17 protein-coding genes and 1 pseudogene are annotated in these 15824 nt (G+C 67.7%); 9 read left to right on the top strand and 9 right to left on the bottom strand.

Annotated features, from left to right (window positions below; translation table 11 throughout):
- Both G154_RS26300 and G154_RS03000 read left to right on the top strand, forming a co-directional pair.
- The coding region (locus tag G154_RS26300; RefSeq protein WP_286140600.1) for a Fe-Mn family superoxide dismutase at nt 1-107 on the top strand (107 nt) is incomplete at its 5' end.
- 72 nt (nt 108-179) lie between these two features.
- Nucleotides 180-998, top strand: coding sequence for a DUF1206 domain-containing protein (locus G154_RS03000; protein WP_019511334.1), 819 nt, complete (start codon nt 180-182; stop codon nt 996-998).
- 19 nt (nt 999-1017) lie between these two features.
- Here G154_RS03000 and G154_RS02995 read toward each other — a convergent pair whose 3' ends face one another.
- Entirely contained in the window at nt 1018-1383 is a 366-nt protein-coding gene (locus G154_RS02995; RefSeq protein ID WP_019511333.1) for a heme-binding protein, read from the bottom strand.
- Nucleotides 1384-1468: 85 nt separating this feature from the next.
- On the opposite strand from G154_RS02995, the gene G154_RS02990 reads away from it, so the two are divergent.
- The 5 genes and pseudogenes from G154_RS02990 to G154_RS02970 form a co-directional block, all read left to right on the top strand.
- The gene (locus tag G154_RS02990) at nt 1469-2362 is read left to right on the top strand and encodes a hypothetical protein (RefSeq protein ID WP_131701360.1); all 894 of its coding nucleotides are present in this window, start codon (nt 1469-1471) and stop codon (nt 2360-2362) included.
- 50 nt (nt 2363-2412) lie between these two features.
- Entirely contained in the window at nt 2413-3429 is a 1017-nt protein-coding gene (locus tag G154_RS02985) for an iron ABC transporter substrate-binding protein (RefSeq protein WP_023985589.1), read from the top strand.
- A complete protein-coding gene (locus G154_RS02980) occupies nt 3430-4986 on the top strand; it encodes an iron ABC transporter permease (protein WP_019511330.1) in 1557 nt (518 codons plus the stop codon).
- Nucleotides 4983-6035 (top strand): ABC transporter ATP-binding protein, encoded by a 1053-nt coding sequence (locus tag G154_RS02975; protein ID WP_019511329.1) that lies wholly within the window; start codon nt 4983-4985, stop codon nt 6033-6035. The genes G154_RS02980 and G154_RS02975 overlap by 4 nt, the downstream gene beginning before the upstream one ends.
- Nucleotides 6032-8440: pseudogene (locus tag G154_RS02970) on the top strand (AMP-binding protein); the annotation flags it as partial. The gene G154_RS02975 and the pseudogene G154_RS02970, both read left to right, overlap by 4 nt.
- Here the strand turns inward: G154_RS02970 and G154_RS25810 are convergent.
- Genes G154_RS25810 through G154_RS02960 form a run of 3 tightly spaced genes read right to left on the bottom strand, consistent with a single transcriptional unit; the run spans nt 8431 to nt 11105 of the window.
- A complete protein-coding gene (locus tag G154_RS25810) occupies nt 8431-9225 on the bottom strand; it encodes an acyl-CoA thioesterase II (RefSeq protein WP_031601438.1) in 795 nt (264 codons plus the stop codon). The pseudogene G154_RS02970 and the gene G154_RS25810 sit on opposite strands and share 10 nt — an antisense overlap.
- Entirely contained in the window at nt 9222-10418 is a 1197-nt protein-coding gene (locus G154_RS02965) for a CoA transferase (RefSeq protein ID WP_023985588.1), read from the bottom strand. The genes G154_RS25810 and G154_RS02965 overlap by 4 nt, the downstream gene beginning before the upstream one ends.
- A 12-nt stretch (nt 10419-10430) precedes the next feature.
- The gene (locus tag G154_RS02960) at nt 10431-11105 is read right to left on the bottom strand and encodes a hypothetical protein (protein WP_131701359.1); all 675 of its coding nucleotides are present in this window, start codon (nt 11103-11105) and stop codon (nt 10431-10433) included.
- 33 nt (nt 11106-11138) lie between these two features.
- Between G154_RS02960 and G154_RS02955 the strand changes: the two genes are divergently transcribed.
- Nucleotides 11139-11834 carry a dienelactone hydrolase family protein gene (locus tag G154_RS02955; RefSeq protein WP_019511326.1) on the top strand — a complete coding sequence of 232 codons (696 nt, stop codon included), beginning with the start codon at nt 11139-11141 and terminating at the stop codon, nt 11832-11834.
- On the opposite strand, the gene G154_RS02950 is transcribed toward G154_RS02955, so the two are convergent.
- The 5 genes from G154_RS02950 to rplS form a co-directional block, all read right to left on the bottom strand.
- Nucleotides 11831-12250: a nitroreductase family deazaflavin-dependent oxidoreductase gene (locus G154_RS02950; protein WP_019511325.1), complete on the bottom strand. Its 420-nt coding sequence runs from the start codon at nt 12248-12250 to the stop codon at nt 11831-11833. The genes G154_RS02955 and G154_RS02950 overlap by 4 nt on opposite strands.
- 42 nt (nt 12251-12292) lie before the next feature.
- The gene (locus G154_RS02945) at nt 12293-12598 is read right to left on the bottom strand and encodes a DUF2469 domain-containing protein (protein WP_019511324.1); all 306 of its coding nucleotides are present in this window, start codon (nt 12596-12598) and stop codon (nt 12293-12295) included.
- Complete coding sequence (locus G154_RS02940; protein ID WP_023985587.1) at nt 12595-13329, bottom strand: ribonuclease HII; 735 nt, start codon at nt 13327-13329, stop codon at nt 12595-12597. Before G154_RS02940 ends, G154_RS02945 begins: the two co-directional genes overlap by 4 nt.
- Before the next feature lie 11 nt (nt 13330-13340).
- On the bottom strand, nt 13341-14147 hold the full coding sequence (gene lepB, locus G154_RS02935) for a signal peptidase I (RefSeq protein WP_019511322.1): 807 nt from the start codon (nt 14145-14147) through the stop codon (nt 13341-13343).
- Between the two features lie 73 nt (nt 14148-14220).
- Entirely contained in the window at nt 14221-14562 is a 342-nt protein-coding gene (gene rplS, locus G154_RS02930) for a 50S ribosomal protein L19 (RefSeq protein ID WP_019511321.1), read from the bottom strand.
- Nucleotides 14563-14852: 290 nt separating this feature from the next.
- Here rplS and G154_RS02925 point away from each other — a divergent pair, with 290 nt between their 5' ends.
- On the top strand, nt 14853-15794 hold the full coding sequence (locus G154_RS02925) for an LppW family protein (RefSeq protein ID WP_023985586.1): 942 nt from the start codon (nt 14853-14855) through the stop codon (nt 15792-15794).
- Nucleotides 15795-15824: the final 30 nt, after the last annotated feature.

Genomic DNA, 15824 nt, shown 5'->3' with positions numbered 1-15824 from the left:
TCAAGGCCGACTACGTCAAGGCCTTCTGGAACGTCGTCAACTGGGCCGACGTCCAAGACCGCTACACCCGCGCCACCACCACGACCGGCGGCCTCATCTTCGGTTGACGGTTTCGCGCGCGTCAAAAAGGGGGTACCCGGGCCCATCGAAGACGTCAATCGGCGGTACGGGGAGACACCATGAAGACGAGCGCGAGCCCGGTCCACGGCGCGGTGGACCGGGCCACCGACAGCGACGCATTCCAGTACGGCGCCCGCGCCGGCTTCGCGGCCAGCGGCGTGCTACATCTGCTGCTCGGATACATCATCCTGCGGCTCGCGCTCGGCAGCGGCGGCAACGCCGATCAATCCGGTGCGCTGGCCACCCTGGCCGGCCAGACCGGCGGTCAGGTCATGCTGTGGATCGCGGCGCTGGGATTGTTCGCCCTCGGGCTGTGGCACCTGGCCGAAGCCGTGGTCGGATCCAAGCCGACCGAACGATCCGGAGACGACGACTCGCCGGCCTGGAAACGTGCCAAATCGGTCGGCCTTGCGGTCGCGAACATCGCAATTGCGTTCTCCGCATTGCGTTTCGCCACCGGAGGCGGTAAATCCAGCGGCCAGCAGAACTCGGGTATGTCGGCACAGCTGATGCAGTCCGGTTGGGGTAGGGCCGTGTTGATCGTGATCGGGCTCGGGGTTCTCGGTGTCGGCGTGTACCACGTCTACAAGGGCGTGTCGAAGAAGTTCTTCAAGGATCTGCGCGTCTCCGGCGGCACGGGTATCACCGCGGTCGGCATTGCCGGGTACACCGCCAAGGGGCTTGTACTCGCCGGTGCCGGGATCCTCGTCATCGTCGCCACCCTGCAGGCGGACCCCGCGAAGGCCTCCGGTCTGGACGCCGCGGTCAAGACTCTGGGTCAGGCGCCGTTCGGCAAGTTCCTGCTGATCATCGCGGCCGTGGGGATCGCAGCCTACGGCGCCTACAGTTTCGTGCGCAGCCGGTACGGACGGCTCTGAGCCGTCCGTACCCGGCTCGTCAGCTCAGGGCGTCGATGAGTGCCGCCAGTTGACCGGGTGAGACCGCCACCCCGCAGGAGCGGCGCAGATCGATCAGCGGTCTGGCGATGTTCTGGAGATCCAGGAACTCACCCGGGTGGGTGAGGAAGTAACCGCGGATCGACTGTTCGGCCTCATTGGTCGGCTGATTGGCCGCCGCGGTCAACACATCGTTGGCCGACGGGTGCGTGTCCAGATAGCCACCGGCCTGCGCCAGCACGCCGCTGGCCACGGTCGCCAGATTGCTCGCCGAGCATGGCGGAGCGGCCTGCGCTGCGGGGGCGGCCGAGACGGAGATGACGGACGCGGCGAGGCCGGCGAGCGCGAGCGTGGCAATCTGTTTCATGCCTCGATCCTGCGTGATCGACCGTGCCCGCGCACCCGGTTGTCGCGAAATGGACATGTCGGACCCCATCGCTAGCGTCACGCCCATGTCCAACCCCACCCGTGTGCTCCGGTCCGATATCACCGCGCCCACCGGGTCGTTTGATGACGACGCCGCCATCGCGCTGGTGTCGCAATTCTGTGTCACCCACGATGTCGGCCACCGAACGGGTTACACCATCGTTGCGGCCCTGGATCGCGCGCTGCGTATCGCCTCGGTCATCGGCCCGGATCCTCGCTGGCGCCGGATGCACCGGTGGTCCGGCAACCGCGATATCGAGGACGCCCCGGGCACGGTGCGGCTGCGTGACGAGCGCGACACTCTCTACAACCACTTCGTGGCGACCATGCCCGAAGCCGAGTGGCTGCCACCGAACACCATCGTCTCGGCGCGCCGTTGGGCCCGCCACTGCGAGCCCATGCGTCGCGCGGTCCACCTCGGCCTCGGCTGGATCCTGCCGATCCACGGTGAAGTGCTCCTGGTGCCGATGCCGACCACTCGCTACCAGAGTGCCGACACCGATGTCGTGCACTGCGATACCGGTCGCCCGGCGATCGAATGGTCCGACGGCACCGGAAGATTCCACCTGCACGGGGTCGAGTTCGACGAGGCCCTGTACCGGTGCGTGCTCGCCGGTGAGCTGTCCGTGCGCATGATCTCGTCGCGGTGCACACGCGAACAGCGACCGGTCGCGCTGCGTTACCTCAGGTTCGACAGCGCCCGACAGGCCGGCGCCGCCCCTATCGGCGGCGGTCTCCACCGGCTGCCGCTGCCGCCGCGGCTGGCCAGAGATCGCACAGCAGGCCCGGGCCGGTGCCTGTACTTCCGTCGGCTGGGCGACAGTCAGTCCATCCAGTGGGTCGATCCGCAGTCGGTGTTCGATGATCCGGAGGCGTTATTGCGGGCCGAGCGAGATGCCTTCCCGTTGCGCTGCCTGTGAATAGTGGGGGAAGGCAAACCTTACCTAGGTAAGGATGTAAGGATTGCCTCATGGGTATCCACTTCCGACGGGTGATGGCACTGCTGTCCGTCCTGGCTGTCGTATCGGCGGCGACCGCGTGTTCGTCCAGCGATCAAAGCGATGAACTGCTCATCTACAACGCGCAACACGAGTCGCTCACCAAGGAGTGGATCGACGCCTTCACCAAGGAGACCGGTATCAAGGTCACCTACCGCCAGGGCGGTGACACCGAGCTGGGCAACCAGTTGATCGCCGAGGATGACTCCTCCCCGGCCGACGTATTCCTCACCGAGAACTCACCGGCGATGGCCGCCGTCGAAGACGCCGGGCTGTTCGCCGACGTCGACCCCGCCACCGTCGAACAGGTTCCGGCCCAGTACCGGCCCTCGACGAACAAGTGGACCGGTGTGGCCGCGCGCTCGACGGTGTTCGTCTACAACACCAGCAAGGTGCAACTGGGGCAGCTGCCGCGGTCGATCATGGATCTGCAGAAGCCCGAGTGGAAGGGCCGCTGGGGCGCTCCCCCGGCCAAGCCCGACTTCCAGGCCATCATCGCGGCCATGTTGCAGCTCACCGGCGAACAGGCCACCTCGGCCTGGCTGTCGGCGATGAAATCCGATGCGACCCTGCTGCAGGACAACATCGCCACACTGCGCGCGGTGAACGACGGGGAGATCGACGGCGGGATCATCTACCACTACTACTGGTTCCGCGACCAGGCGAAGACCAAGGAAATCAGCGGTAACACCGCGCTGCACTACTTCCGCAACGAGGATCCGGGCGCCTTCATCAGCATCTCCGGCGGCGGCGTGCTCGAGTCCAGCAAGAAGAAGGACCAGGCCCAGCAGTTCCTGAAGTTCATCACCTCCAAGACCGGCCAGGAGGTGCTGGAGAAGGGCACCTCGTTCGAGTACCCGGTCGCCAGCGGCGTGCCCGCCAACCCGGCGCTGCCCCCGCTGGACACCCTGCAGGCGCCTGCGGTGGATCCGTCCACCCTCGACGCGGCCAAGGTGACGGACCTGATGACCAAGGCTGGCCTGCTCTAGGTGGTTTCCACGCACACCGACCGCCCGACTCCCGGACCGCGACCCGCCGCACGCCCCGGCCCGGCACTCACCGGCGCCATCGGCGTGCTGGTGGCCGCCACCTTCATCCCGCTGGGGTATGTGGTGTGGGCGGTCATCAGCACCGGACCGGATCGCATCTACGAGCTCGTGGTGCGGCCCCGGGTCGGTGAGCTGCTGCTCAACACCGTCGGACTGGTCGTGGTGACGGTGCCGCTGTGCGTCGTGCTCGGTGTCGGTGCGGCCTGGCTCGTGGAGCGCACGGATGTGCCCGGCGCCGCGCTGTGGCGACCGCTGCTGGTCGCACCGCTGGCGGTTCCCGCCTTCATCAACAGCTACGCCTGGGTCAGCGTGTGGCCGACCCTGCACGGCTTCGGGGCAGGCGTGCTGGTCGCCACGCTCTCCTATTTCCCGTTCGTGTTCCTGCCCGCGGCGGCGACGCTGCGGCGGCTGGACCCGGCCATCGAGGAGTCCGCGCGCGCACTCGGGTCGGGAACGGTCGGCGTATTCGTCCGGGTGGTGCTGCCGCAGCTGCGGCTGGCCATTCTGGGCGGCGGACTGCTCATCGGCGTGCATCTGCTCGCCGAGTACGGCGCCTTCGCGATGCTGCGCTTCTCGACCTTCACCACCGCCATCTTCGAACAGTTCCAGGCAACTTTCGACGGTGCGGCCGGGGCAACCCTGGCCGGTGTCCTGGTGGTGCTGTGCCTGGTGCTGCTGGCCACCGAAGCCGTACTGCGCGGCCATGCCCGCTTCGCGCGGGTGGGCTCGGGTGCCCCGCGGGTGATGACTCCGATCCGGTTGGGCGGGTGGACCATTCCCACACTGGCCGGGCTGACGATCGTCGCGCTGTTGGCGCTGGGCGTCCCGGTCTACACGCTGCTGCGCTGGTTGTGGATCGGAGGGGTGGCGGTGTGGGATGCCGTCGACCTGACCCAGGCCATGGGGCAGACGGCAGTGCTGGCGGCGGTGGCCGCGGTGTTGACCACCCTGGCGGCGTTCCCGTTCGCATGGCTCGCGGTGCGGTATCGCGGCGCACTGTCCCGGGCAGTGGAGGGCGCGAACTTCGTCACCAGCTCCATGCCCGGAATCGTCACCGCGCTGGCGTTGGTCACCGTCGCGATCCGCTTCGCTCCCCCGCTGTACCAGACGGTGTCCCTCGTGCTCGGCGCGTACGTTCTGATGTTCCTGCCGCGCGCGCTGGTCAGCCTGCGCGCCGGGCTGGCCCAGATTCCGCCGGGGCTCGAGGAGGCTTCGCGGTCGCTGGGACTGTCGCCTACCCGCAGTTTCTTGCGGGTGACATTGCGGCTGATCGCCCCGGCGGCCGGCGCGGGGGCGGCGCTGGTGTTCGTGGCGGTGGCCACCGAACTGACCGCGACCCTGCTGCTCGCGCCCACCGGTACCCGCACGCTGGCCATGCGGTTCTGGTCGTTGTCCAGTGAGCTCGACTATGCCGCCGCCGCCCCGTACGCCCTGGTCTTGGTGGCGCTCTCCATCCCGGTGACGGTGGCACTCTTCCGCGAGGTGACGCATTCATGACCGATACGCTGGCCGTGCACGATCTGTCCAAATCCTTCACCGGCACACCGGTTCTCGACCAGGTGAACCTGATGCTGCCCACCGGCAGCATCACGGCCGTCGTCGGTGCCTCCGGGTGCGGTAAGACCACCCTGCTGCGCCTGGTCGCCGGATTCGAGAAACCCGACTCCGGCACCATCGACATCGCCGGACGCCGGGTGGCCTCGGCCCAGTCCTGTGTTGCCCCGCATCGCCGTTCGGTCGGTTACGTCGCCCAGGACGGCGCGCTCTTTCCGCATCTGACGGTCGGAGCGAACATCGCCTACGGGTTGGACGGCTCACCCCGCCGCGCCGAGGTTCGGTCGAGGGTCGCCGAACTACTCGAAACCGTCTCACTGGAGCCGACTTTCGCGCAGCGCCGGCCCCATGAACTGTCCGGCGGTCAGCAGCAGCGCGTCGCCCTGGCCCGTGCCCTGGCCCGCAAGCCGGCCCTGATGCTGCTCGACGAGCCGTTCTCGGCGCTCGACACCGGACTGCGGGCCGCCACCCGGCGTGCGGTCACCAAGGTCCTCACCGAGGCCGGGATCACCACCCTGCTGGTCACACACGACCAGGGCGAGGCGTTGTCGGTGGCCGATCAGGTCGCCGTCATGAGGGCCGGCCGGTTCACCGGGGTCGGCACGCCACAACAGGTCTATCGCGCCCCGGCCGATCGGTTCACCGCCGAGTTCCTCGGCGACTGCATTTTCCTGCAGGCGACCGTCCGTGATGGAGCGGCCGACTGTGCGCTCGGTCGGATACCGCTGTCGGGGACACCGGCCGCACGCTCGGGCACCGTCTTGCTGCGTCCGGAGCAATTGGTGGCCGCCACGATCGCCGATGCCGGACCGCACCCCGAACCCGGTATCGGCACGGTGCTGGCCACCGAATTCCTCGGCCACGACGTACTGCTCACCGTCGATATCGGCGAGACCGCTCCGATCACGGTGCGCCAGCACAGCATCGACCCGCCCGCGGTGGACACCAAGGTCCGCCTCACGGTCCTGGGTACCGCCCTGATGCTGCCATGAGAGATCTGATCGCCCATCTGCGTCGTCACGGTGAGCGCCCGGCAGTGCACACCGCAGAGACCACGGTCAGTTATCGGGCACTTGCCGGTCTCGTCGACGCCGCAGCCACCGAACTCGGTGGTCCCCGCAAGCTCGTGCTGCTGGAGACCCGCAACGATATCGACACGCTCACCTGGTACCTCGGCGCGCTCGCCGCGGGACACGTCGTGCTGCCGGTGCCACCCGGCGGAGACCACACCGACCTGCTGGACACCTACGCCCCAGATATCGTCATCGACGCGCTCGGCGCACACCCCCGCCGGGCGCCCGAGCGTGAGCTGCATCCCGAGCTGGCGCTGTTGATGTCCACCTCGGGCAGCACCGGCTCACCCAAGCTGGTCAGATTGTCGGCCGAGAACCTCATCGCCAATGCCCGTTCCATCGCCGAGTACCTCGACATTCGCGATACCGATTGTGCGGCAACGACGTTACCGATGTCCTACTGCTATGGACTGTCGGTCGCGCACAGCCATCTGCTGCGCGGTGCGGCCCTGCTGCTGACCGAGCTGTCGGTGATCGACGAACAGTTCTGGGATGTGTTCCGTGCCCATCGGGCCACGACGTTCGCCGGGGTGCCCTACACCTTCGACCTGTTGGACCGCATCGGATTCGACTCGATGGAGCTGCCGCACCTGCGTTACGTCACCCAGGCCGGCGGCGCACTGGCACCGCGGCGGGTGCGCGCCTTCGCCGAGCTCGGTCGCCGAAACGGATGGCAACTGTTCGTCATGTACGGCGCCACCGAGGCCACCGCCCGAATGGCCTATCTGCCACCTGAATTCGCCGCCGAGCGCCCCGAGGCGATCGGGCGCGCGATTCCCGGCGGACATCTGCGCATCGACGGAGATATCGCCGACGGCGACCAGGGTCGCATCGGTGAGCTCGTCTACACCGGACCCAATGTGATGATGGGCTACGCCCACGACCGCGCCGACCTGGCGACCGGCCGCGTCATCACCGAATTGCGCACCGGCGACCTGGCGCGTGTCGGTCCCGACGGTCTCTTCGAGGTCGTCGGCCGGGCCAATCGCATCGCCAAACTGTTCGGCCTGCGCATCGACCTACAACGGGTCGAGGCCGCGTTGCGCGAACGTGAGCTTCCCGCGCTGTGTGCCGTCCGCGACGAGGCTCTGGTCGTCGCGACGACCGCCCCGACATCGGTGGTGCGCAGCGCGGTCACCGGAATCACGGGTCTGCCCGCCGGGTCGGTCGACGTCGTCGCGGTCGAGCGGTTGCCCATGCTGTCCTCGGGCAAGCCGGACTATCCGGCGGTGCAGGCGCTGCGCACCGAGCAGACCGCCGCCGCCACCCCGTTGCGCGCCATTTTCGCCGACGTCCTTCACCTCGACCCCGCAGGCATCGATCCCCACGCCAGTTTCGTCGACCTCGGCGGCAACTCGCTGACCTACGTGTCCATGTCGGTGCGCATCGAACGCGCGCTGGGCAGGCTCCCCCGGCAATGGGCCCAGCTGTCGCTGGCCGAACTGGAAGCGCTGCAACCGCGGCGCCGCCGGTGGACGGCCACCATGGATACCAGCGTGGCGCTGCGCGCCGTGGCGATCGTGCTCATCGTCGGATCACATGCCGAACTGTTCGAGATGTGGGGTGGTGCGCACATCCTGCTCGGTGTCGCCGGCTACAACTTCGGGCGGTTCTGCCTGACCGGGGTCCCCCGCACGGAGCGGATCCGCCAGCTTCGCAACACGATCGGCTGGATCGCCGTACCGACCATCCTGTGGATCGCGATCACCATGTCGTTCAGCGACGACTATGGTTGGACGAATCTGTTGCTGGCCAACAAGATTCTCGGACCATTCGACAGCATGACCGCGGGCCGGTTGTGGTTCATCGAAGTGCTCGTCTGGGTCCTGGTGCTGCTGACGCTGGCGCTGGCGCTACCGGTGGTCGACCGGATCGAACGAGCGCACGGCTTCGGCTTCGCCGCGGTGTTCCTGGTCGCCGGGCTGATCCTGCGCTATCTGGTGACCGGGGAGGCCGCCTGGTTCAGCATGGCCGCCTTCTGGTTCTTCGCCGTCGGGTGGGCGGTCTCGAAGGCGACCTCGGGGTGGCAACGTGCCGCGGTCACCGCGGTGACCGCCGTGGGTGTGTACGGGTACTTCGACGACTCGGTCCGGGAGGCGTTGGTTCTCGGCGGTCTGGCATTGCTGATCTGGTTGCCGTCACTGCGTTGCCCGATACCGGCCGCGGGCGTGCTCGCGGTGCTGGCCGATGCCTCGCTCTACATCTATCTGACGCATTTCCAGGTCTACCCACTGTTCGGTGAGCACCGGTTGGCGGGTGTGCTGGCCGCACTGGCGGTCGGCGTCGGGGTGGCCCAGGCGATCCGCCGGTTGCGTCAGCGGTTGGCGGCCAGCCCCTCCTGGACCATCGTGGCGGCGAGGGCGCCGTCGGCGCGGACCAGCGATGCGGTGACGACGCCGCGCCCCCGGGCCGCCGCCGGGGACCGGGATTCCAGCAGATTCCACTGATCGGCCACGACGGGCCGGTGAAACCACATCGACGTGTCGGTCGTGCCACCGCGGTAGGTGCGGTCGCGCATCGAATGCCCGTGCACGGCGAAGATCGGGTCGACGCCGTAGAGGTCGGTGATGTAGACCGCGACCAGGGTGTGCAGCACCGGATCTGCGGGCAATGCAACCGTGGTGCGCCACCAGAAACGCCGCACGAAGTCCGGTCCGTCGCCCTGATCGTCGACCCGGATCTCGAATTCGTCCAGCGGCACCGATGGTGCCGGGCCCAGGGATCGGTCACGGTCCAACGCGTCCGGATGCGTGGGCATCGGGTGCGTGCCGTGCTCAGGCCCGGCCATCTCGGCCGAGAACGACACCGTCGCCGTGTTGAGCAGGCGGTCGTGCTGACGGCACTCGACCCGGCGCGCCGCGGCCGTCCTGCCGTCGTAGACCCGCTCGACGCGGTAATCGGCGCCGTCACCGGCCTCCCCGCCGCGCAGGAACTGCAGGTGCATGTTGGTCACCCGTTTCTCGGCGGGCACCGTGGCGATCGCCGCCGCCAGGCTCTGCGCGGCGAACAACCCGCCGAAGGATCGCTTGCCCGCGGGGCCCGCACCAGACCCGTGCCAGCTGTCGACCCCGGTCTGCCGCACGGTCAGCAGGTCGGTCAGTATGCTCACGCGACGACTCCCGACCCGACCAGTGCCTCGATCTCTGTGCCGGAAAGACCCAGAGTCGCGAGCACCTGTGCCGTGTGGTCACCGAGCGCCGGTGCGGGTACCGCCGGTGGATAACTGCCGTCGGTGGCGATGGGCAGCCCCGGAGCCAGATACCGGCCGATCCGGGGCTGATCCATGCTGGTGAACAGTGGATTGTCGGTGACGCGCGGGTCGGCGGCGACCTCGGAGAAGCTACGGTAACGCTCCCAGAGCACCGAGGTGGGTGTCAGGGCGGCGGTGACCTCCGCGGCGCTGTGCTGGGCGAACCACAGGGTGAACAGACCGGTCAGGGCGTCACGATGCCGGTAACGCTGCCCCTCGTCGGTGAAGTCCGCCCCCAACGCCGCGCCGAGCGCATCGACCGCCGCGGTGGTCCCCGTGACGTCGGCGAGATCCCGAAAGTGCCTGCCGGTCAACGCGACAACCATGAATACGGCGCCGTCGCCGCTGGTGAAGTTCTGACCGTACTGGCCGTACAGGGAGTTCCCGAGGCGAGGGCGTTCTCCCGCCCCGAGCAACACCTCGGTGAGGAAGCCGAGATTGCCCGCCGTGGCGAGCGCCACGTTCTCCAGCGGTATCGTGATGCGCTGACCGCCTGCGCCGATATCGCGTGCCCGCAGCGCCGACACCACTGCCAGCGCGGTGTACAGCCCACAGGACACATCCCAAGCCGGCAGCACGTGATTGACCGGGGCGTCGCACTCGACGGGCCCGGTGACCAGCGGGAATCCGACCGCGGCATTGACCGTGTAGTCGACACCGGTTCCTCCGTCGGCACGACCGGAGATCTCGACGTGGATGAGGTCGGGACGCAGGGAAACCAACTCGTCATAGGAATGCCATTGCCGCCCAGCGACGTTGGTGATGAGGACGCCGGCGTCGGCGATCAACCTGCGGACGATCTGCCTGCCTTCGACCGAGCGCATGTCGACCGCAACGGACTGCTTGCCCTTGTTCAGTCCGGCCCAGTAGATGCTGTCGCCGGCCTCGGTGACGGGCCAGCGCCGGTAGTCGGCGGCACCACCGACGGGATCGACCCGGATCACCTCCGCGCCCAGCTGCGCCAGCGTCATACCCGCCAGCGGCACCGCCACGAAACTCGATATCTCGATGATGCGCACCCCGGCCAGAGGTCCGTGCGCCACGCCAGTCATCCGGTCAAGCTATCAACCCCGGATCAGCACGGCCCGGTCCCGGCTACCGGTGAGCAGCGCGCCACGACCATTGTCGATCACCACACCTCGCACCCGGCAGGAGCTCGGGTCGGCGGCGTCGAATGCGCAGGTGACCTCTTCGGCCAGCACCGAACGGCCCTGGTGGGTGAACAGATAGCGGTAGCGGGTCTCGGTTTCACCGTGAGCGAGTTTCGCGGATTCGACGTCCAGTTCGACGTCCTCGGGCTTGTCGATGCCCAGCGCCGCCAGGACACCCTCGACCGAGAGCCGATCCAACGTGATCTCGCGGCGGCTCTCGGTGGACAACCGAACCGCAGCGGGGTGCTCGGATGCCGCCAGGAAACGGACGAGGCGCCAGCTGTCGTCGACACCGCGCAGGGCGATCCGTCGGCCGTCCGGGCGTAGCTCGGCGACCAGGACACCGTCATCGACGAAGAGCACCGTCGCACCGTCGATCGGACCCAGGCCGGCCGCCGCCCGCCGCAATGCGGACAGATCCCACGGCCGCACCCTGGCACCGAGTTCGTCGGCGGCCAGCGCGTGCACCGCGGCCGCGACGGCCGCTCGGATGGGGCCCTTGTTACAGCGCAGTGGCACGTCGTCGCGCTGACGCATCCGCTGCAACGCGACGACGACCTCCGGTGCCAGGTCAACACAGTCAGACACGACAAGCGACATTACGGCCTCTAGGTTTGGGTGATGAGCACCATCACCCTGGACACCCCCGAGGGCCCCATCGACGCACTGATCGGCATCCCCGCGGGTGCCGGACCGTGGCCCGGCGTGGTGATCGTGCACGACGCCATCGGCTACCGTCCCGACAAGGAGGCCGTCTCCGAACGAGTCGCGGCCGCCGGTTACCTGGCCATCACCCCCAACCTGTACGCCCGCGGCGGCCGTGCCCGCTGCATCACCACGGTGATGCGGGCAGCGCTGACCAAACAGGGTCCGGCCATCGACGACATCCTGGCCGCCCGGCGCTATCTGGTCGCGCGAACCGACTGCACCGGCACGATAGGGATCGCGGGATTCTGCATGGGTGGGCAGTTCGCGCTGATCCTGTCGCCCAAGGGCTTCGGCGCGGCGGCACCGTTCTACGGGACACCGCTACCGAAGAATCTGGCGGACACACTGCGCGGTGCCTGTCCCATCGTGGCGAGCTTCGGCGCCAAGGATCCGCTGGGCCGCGGTGCGCCTGCCGCTCTGAACAAGGCGGTCGGAGCCGAGCAGATCGACGCCGATATCAAGGTCTATCCGGACGCTGGCCACAGCTTCGCCAATCAACTGCCCGCCCAGGCACTGTTGCGGGTGACCGGCTTCGGCTACAACGAAGCCGTCGCCGAGGACGCGTGGAAGCGGGTGTTCACCTTCTTCGACGCGCACCTACGCGGTTAGGACCGCACCAGCTCCACCACCGGGATCACCCGGTCGGTCTTGCGCTGGTACTCCCCGAACTGCGGTTGGAGCGCAACCTGTTTGGCGTACACCTCGTCACGCTCGGCGCCTTCGAGGACCCGTGCCGAGGCCTGGTAGGTCTCGGTGCCGCATTCGACCGTGACCTGCGGGTGAGCCATCAGGTTTCGATACCAGTCCGGATCGGTGTCCGCGCCGCCCTTGCTGGCGAAGATGTAGACCTTGCCGTCGTCGATGAGAGGTACCAGCGGCGCGATGCGCTCGGTGCCCGATTTCGCACCGATGTGGTGCAGGAGGATCAACGGCTTACCGGTGAAAACCCCGCCCGCCTGGCCGCCGGTGGTGCGGAACTCCTCGATGACGGCCTGGTTCATCGCGTCGATGGCTGTTTTGTCCATACCGACTACATACCCGAGCAGCCGGACGCATATTCCCGAGAGTCAGTCGGGTAGGCGCAGCTCGGGCTTCTCGACCTCTTCGATGTTGACATCTTTGAAGGTGATGACCCGGACCTGCTTGACGAAGCGCGCCGGGCGATACATGTCCCACACCCAGGCGTCGGCGAGCCGTAGCTCGAAGTAGACCTCGCCGTCGGCGTTGCGGGGCACCATCTCGACGCTGTTGGCGAGGTAGAAGCGTCGTTCGGTCTCCACCACGTAGCTGAACTGCCCGACGATGTCCTTGTACTCGCGGTACAGCGAGAGCTCCATCTCGGTTTCGTACTTCTCGAGATCCTCGGCACTCATCTGCTCTGCTGTCCTTCGTCTAGGTTGGCATCCATCATTCCCCACCCGGCGTCACCATCAAAGCTGCGCGCCGCCGCTCCCGCGCCCGCGACTCGCCGGACGTTCGCAAACGAGTACCGGTGTTCGGCGCACGGCCCGAGCGTCTCCAGCGCGGCGGTGTGTACCGGTGTGCTGTAGCCCTTGTGTTCGGCGAAGCCGTAGCCAGGGTGTTCGCGGTCCATCGCGACCATCAGCCGGTCCCGACTGACCTTGGCAAGCACGCTGGCCGCGGCGATGCAGGCGGCCGCCGCATCGCCGCCGATCACCGGCAGGGAGGGCATCGGCAGCCCGGGGACACGAAAGCCGTCGGAGAGCACATAGCCCGGGCGCAGCGGCAACCCTGCCACCGCACGCCGCATGCCCTCGATGTTGGCGTGGTGCACCCCGCGCCTGTCGACCTCGACCGACGGTATGAAAACCACGTGATAGGCCAGCGCGTAACGACGGATCAGCGGGAAGAGGCGTTCCCGCTCGGCTTCGGTGAGTTTCTTCGAGTCATCAAGGGCAGCAAGGCTTTTGAACTTATTGGGTCCCAGAATGCAGGCTGCGACCACCAGCGGACCGGCGCATGCGCCGCGGCCTACCTCGTCGACGCCGGCCACCGGGCCCAGTCCACTGCGGTAGAGCGCCGATTCCAGGGTGCGCAGGCCGGATCTGCGGATCACGGCTCGGGGCGGCCAACTCGCCGGCACAGCACCGGCTCCTAGTCGGCCTGCGGGTTCACGCTGTCCACGCCGCCCCACCGGCCCGGCGGCCACGCGATGAACCGGGCCTTACCGATGACGTTGGCGACCGGGACCGTACCCGCCTCCGGATCACCGGTGCAGATCAGCCCACGCTGCGCGTCCTGCGGCAGGTTCGCACAACGGGAGCGTGAGTCCGCCGAATGAGTGCGGTTGTCACCCATCACCCACAATTTGCCCTCGGGCACAGTGACCGGCCCGAACTCGTTGCCGAGGCACGGGTAGACCGCCGGGTCGGCGTTCATCGTGGTGGGGTCCAGATAGGGCTCGTCCAGTTTCTTGCCGTCCACCGTGAGACCGGTGGCCGCGCGGCACTGCACGGTCTGACCGCCAACCGCGATCACCCGCTTGACCAGGTCGTTCTCGTCGGGGGGTACGAAGCCGATGAACGAGAGCGCATTCTGCATCCAGCGGATCGCGGTGTTGTCCGACCGGATCGACTTGTAGCCGATGTTCCAGTTCGGCGGACCCTTGAAGACGACGACATCGCCCGGCTCGGGCTCGGTGAACCGGAAGGTGAGCTTGTCGACCATGATGCGGTCACCGACGCAACCCGGGCAGCCGTGCAGCGTGGGCTCCATGGACTCCGAGGGGATCAGGTACGGACGGGCCACGAAGGTCAGCATCACGTAATAAAGGACAAGTGCGATGGTGACCAGGATGGCGCCCTCACGCAAGGCGCCGCCCTTCTTCGGCTTGCGCTGCTCGTCGCCGTCGGTATCGGTACCCGATTCCGGATTGGCGGTTTCCTCGGCGTCGTCGGTCACGGCATCAGGGTAGCCAGCATGGCTGAAAGCAGCCGGACCGGCGGGCGTGTCGTCATGACCTGACCGGCCAGCGTCAGCGCTTTTCCTTGATCTTGGCCTTCTTGCCACGCAGCTCGCGCAGGTAGTACAGCTTGGCGCGACGGACGTCACCACGGGTGGCGACATCGATGTGGTCGATGTTGGGCGAGTGCACCGGGAAGGTGCGCTCGACGCCGACGCCATAGCTTTCCTTGCGCACGGTGAAGGTCTCGCGGGCGCCGCCGCCCTGGCGCCGGATCACGACACCCTTGAAGACCTGGATACGTTCCTTGGAACCCTCGATGACCTTGACGTGCACGTTGACGGTGTCGCCGGGGCCGAATACCGGGATGTCGTCGCGCAGCGACGCCTGGTCGACGAAGTCAAGCGTGTTCATCGGTGACTCTTCCTTGCTGTGGGCGGCTCTTCGCGGGCGGCGCAACGTTCGCGCAGCCGAGCCGACGTATTCGGGCGGATCTGACTGGATGTGCCAGGCAGCAGGGACTGACCCTGCGCAGGCAACTGCTCAATTGTGCCAGACGAGGCGCGGCAGGCGAAATCGCACACCGGTCGGCCCGGGCTGCAGCCGTGTTCGACGGTGATTAGGCTACTGGTCACCGGGGTAGATGACATGCCTGAGCCATCGTGGCCGGCGATCCCCATCCACTCGAGTACCTGGAGGACTCCATGCCGCGGCCGGTGACCGCTTTCCACCTGGTCTTTGCAGCGGCGTGTACGACGGCTCTGGTGGCCGGGTGCGAGGCCAAGGGGTATGGCGCACCTGCGGTATCACCCGAGGCGCCTCAGCTCACCGTGATCGCCCCACTGGCGACGGCGGCACCGCTCCCCCAAGCTCCACCCGATCAGCCCGCCGCAACCTTCGACGGGCTGCAGGCCCGGGTCAACAAGGCCAGCGCCGATGCCGCCGCGGCCGGCGCCGACCTGACGGTCGCGATCCTGGACCGCGATACCGGCCAGATGGTGACCAACGGGGCTCCGGACCCCGTCGCGATCGCCTCGGTGGTGAAACTGTTCATCGCCGACGATCTGCTGCTCCAGGAGTCCGAGGGGCGGGCAGAACTCAGCCCCGAGGACCGTGTGATGCTCGACGTGATGTTGCGATCCTCCGATGACAGTGCCGCCGAGGTGTTCTGGAATCGCAGCGGGGGCACCGACATCATCGATCGCGTCGTCGCGCGGTATGGCCTGTCGATGACCAGCGCGCCGGGCAACGGGCGGTGGTTCAACACGACGAGCACGGTGACCGACCTGGTCCGCTATTACGACAAGCTGCTCGCCGGCACGGGCGGGCTTCCGCCGGAGCGGGCGAGCATCATCATCGCCAACCTGTCGCAGTCCACCCCGACCGCACCCGACGGCATGGTGCCCGGTGGGGTCTATCCGCAGCGCTTCGGCATCCCGGAGGGGATCCCCGGCGAACCGGTCGCGGTCAAGCAGGGCTGGATGTGCTGTGTCGGCGCCGATTGGATGCACCTGTCCACCGGTGTCATCGGCCCCGATCGCCGGTTCGTGATGGCCATCAGCTCAATGCAGGCCACCGGCGACGACGCGGCGCGCGAAACCATCACCGATGCCGTCCGCACGATCTTCCCCGGCGGGCACCTCTAGGGGCGAGACGAGCCGTGGGGATGACCTTTC

Origin of the sequence: Mycobacterium sp. VKM Ac-1816D (assembly GCF_000416385.1) — a bacterium.
GTDB classification, from domain to species: Bacteria; Actinomycetota; Actinomycetes; order Mycobacteriales; family Mycobacteriaceae; genus Mycobacterium; species Mycobacterium neoaurum_A.
Note: the sequence above shows the minus strand (reverse complement) of the source record. Positions and strands in the feature narration are given on the sequence as shown.